Source organism: Proteiniphilum sp. UBA5463, from assembly GCF_002427225.1.
Taxonomy (GTDB): Bacteria; Bacteroidota; Bacteroidia; order Bacteroidales; family Dysgonomonadaceae; genus Proteiniphilum; species Proteiniphilum propionicum.
Genome location: NZ_DIQL01000043.1, coordinates 24,713 through 27,912 on the forward strand (window position 1 = coordinate 24,713; position 3,200 = coordinate 27,912).

3 protein-coding genes are annotated in these 3,200 nt (G+C 45.1%); all 3 read right to left on the bottom strand.

The genetic code is table 11. The features are described 5' to 3' along the window. Positions 1 to 323, bottom strand: a 323-nt coding sequence (locus B3B27_RS07275; RefSeq protein ID WP_286847201.1) for a heparan-alpha-glucosaminide N-acetyltransferase domain-containing protein, incomplete at its 3' end; no start/stop codon positions are given. Between the two features lie 104 nt (positions 324 to 427). Continuing rightward, a complete protein-coding gene (locus B3B27_RS07280) occupies positions 428 to 1,651 on the bottom strand; it encodes an exo-beta-N-acetylmuramidase NamZ family protein (RefSeq protein WP_286847202.1) in 1,224 nt (407 codons plus the stop codon). Positions 1,652 to 1,787: 136 nt separating this feature from the next. Continuing rightward, positions 1,788 to 3,098, bottom strand: a complete 1,311-nt coding sequence (locus B3B27_RS07285) for an AmpG family muropeptide MFS transporter (protein ID WP_238867090.1) — start codon at positions 3,096 to 3,098, stop codon at positions 1,788 to 1,790. Positions 3,099 to 3,200: the final 102 nt, after the last annotated feature.

Sequence of the window (3,200 nt, forward strand, 5' to 3'; positions counted from 1 at the left end):
AACTGCCCGAACCATCCCAGTGCCAGTCCCATCACGAAAATGAGGAAGGTACGCCGTACAATTTTCCATACTGCTGCTCTTGAAGGTTCAAAGTTGAATTTTCGCAGCGACAAAAAGGTGGATACACCCATAATAAACATAAAGAACGGGAATACAAGATCGGTCGGTGTAAGTCCATGCCAATGAGCATGTTTGAGTGGCGCATAGGCGTAGCTCCATGAGCCTGGATTGTTGACCATTATCATACCCGCTATAGTTATTCCGCGCAGAATATCAAGCGAAAGCAGCCTTCCGCTTTTATCAGGTGAAGTAATTCTGTTCATCTTTCAATAATATATTGTTGTTGAATTATTTATTGAATGCATAAACCCGGTTTATGCAAGTATTATGTTAGTACCATTGTGCAAAAAACTTCTTTTTACGAAGTTTACCGGTAAAGGTAATATTTCTTTGATAATAATCTGAACGACTTTTCATCTTTTGTCCAATAAGATTGAATGTCGGCAAAACGATGGTTCTTGGAAAATTCCAGACGGATAAAATCGCTACCGCATACCTTGTCGAACATATTGAATCGGTTTTCGGGAGCACGCTCGAACACTTTTCTGTCTGGATAGAGCTGCGCAGACACCTCCATTACATGGAACTGGATATCCGACAGACGCGCACTGAAAAAATCGGTAAGATATATCTGTACTCCCTGAAAGTCCTGTCCCTGTCCAACTGAATAATAGGGCTTCAGGTGTATGGGGCGGAAAATGACACCAGGCAGCTGTTTTGCATTCAGCGTCCTGGCAAACTCTTCTGCGTTGATCCATTCAGCGGCAAACATCTCGAACGGCAGCGTATATCCAACGCCGATAGACATATATCCCAGTTCACCTAAAATGCCTGATACAGGATAAAAAAATGCAGAATGAGAAAACGGGATGTGTGGCGAGGTGGGCACCCAGGGTAGTCCGGTATCCTCGAAGTTCATCTTCCGGCGCCACTTTTTCATCTTCACCACTGTCAGCTTACAAGGCCTTGATATCATCTGTTCGCCAATTATCATCTCTGCCAGCTCGCCACAGGTAAGGCCGTAAATATAAGGAATCCTTAGCTGGCTCACAAACGAAACAAATCCCTCCTCCACAAGATTTCCTTCTACTTTCAAACCGCTTAACGGGTTTGGGCGGTCGAGCACCACAAATTCAATATCGTTTTCAGCAGCCGCCTGCATTGCCAGATACATGGTTGAGATATAGGTGTATGACCGGCATCCGATGTCTTGAATATCGTAGACGAGGATATCTACACCGTTCAACATTTCTTTGCTCGGTTTTCGAGTGGCACCATAGAGGGAATAAACGGGCACACCCGTATTGGAATCGGTGAATGAATCGATTTTGTCGCCGGCATGCACATCGCCGCGCACACCGTGTTCGGGCCCGTAAAGCGCTACAAGCTGCACGCCGGGAGCTTCATGCAGAATATCTATCGTCGATTTCAGGTCATTATCCACTCCGGTAGGGTTGGTGATCAGTCCCACACGTTTCCCCTGAAGGATCTTGAAGTTAGACTCCTTCAGCACTTCAATTCCGGTTTTGACACGTATATTCCGGGCAAAAGCTGATGATGTGATTGTCATACAGTAAAGCATTAATGCCATAGCTGCTACTGTTTTAGTTAATAAAAAGCAGGAGTTGCCTAAATTATTTATTTTTGTGATTATTAATCGGTGCATTTTTTTTGAGTTTGTTTTTTTACTGGATTAATGATTAATTCATATTTATTTGCCGGAATGGTTACTGTTCAGTAGTGACTTCTTCACCCGGCAAAGGTGTTTTCTTTGATTTTCCGAAATCTTTGTCCACTTTCATGAAAGGAATCAACAGTAATGTAGGGATTGTAGCAATCATGATAAAGATAAAAAAGTGCTGGTATCCCAGTTGTTCCTGTATCCATCCTGCAGCCATCCCTGGAAGCATCATTCCGAGTGCCATAATTCCCGTGCAGATGGAATAGTGAGCTGTTTTGTGTTCACCCTGTGAGAAATAGATAAGGTATAGCATATATGCCGTAAATCCGAAACCGTATCCAAGCTGTTCAACAGCTACAGCCACATTCACCCATATGAAACTATCAGGCTGAAAGTACGCAAGGAGAAGATAAGCCGCATTGGGCAACGTAATGGCCAATGCCATCGGCCACAACCAGAATTTCAATCCCTGACGGGAAGCCACAATTCCGCCGATGATTCCGCCAAGTGTAAGGGCGATCACGCCCACCGTACCATAGGTTATGCCTACTTCAGAAGTGTGTAGTCCCAATCCGCCCATATCACGGCTGTCTAATAAAAATGGTGATGCCAGTTTGACAAGCATCGCTTCGGCCAGCCTGTACAGTAGCATGAAAGCGATTGCCAGCCCTATTCCTTTTTTAGTAAAAAAAGATTTGAAGGTATTTCCAAACTCAGTCATCACCTCCTGTGGTGTGTGGGCTGATTTTCCGGTATCAGCGTGCGGGTAAGGCAAAACAAAGCGGTGATAGACGAAAAATGTCAGAAAAAGTCCCGCCAGGATAAAAAAGGTGATGCTCCATGCATAAGGAATTTTGCCGGTCGATTTTTCCAGGAATCCAGCCAGAACAACCAGTAATCCTTGACCGGTTATTGAGGCAAGGCGATAGAAGGTGCTGCGTATACCAACGAAGAAGGATTGTTGTGAATCGTCAAGGGCAAGCATATAAAAACCGTCTGCAGCGATATCATGAGTGGCCGAACTGAAAGCCATCAGCCAGAAGAAGGCAAGTGATGCCTGCAGATAGAAGGGAGTAGGGAGGGTAAAAGCCACCCCTGCAAGCCCGGCACCTATCAACAATTGCATGGAGATGATCCACCACCGTTTGGTTCTCAGGATATCCACAAACGGGCTCCAGAAGGGTTTGATTACCCATGGAAGGTATAACCAGCTTGTGTACAGGGCTATCTCTGTGTTTGACAGTCCGAAACGCTTGTACATGATAACCGAAACGGTCATTACTGCCACGTATGGCAGGCCTTCGGCGAAGTAAAGGGTTGGTATCCAAGACCAAGGGGATCGTGTAGATTGATTCATTTGCATTGTGTTTTAGTATTTATTGTTGATTTTCGTGTCGGGGAAATAGTGGTGCAGTATCTCTTCGTAGCTGTACCCTTTCTCCGCCATCATGGCAGCTCC

Coding starts and splice junctions, on each gene's coding strand:
- B3B27_RS07280 (WP_286847202.1), bottom strand. CDS start 1,651: ATGGCATTAATGCTTTACTGTATGACAATCACATCATCAGCTTTTGCC.
- B3B27_RS07285 (WP_238867090.1), bottom strand. CDS start 3,098: ATGAATCAATCTACACGATCCCCTTGGTCTTGGATACCAACCCTTTAC.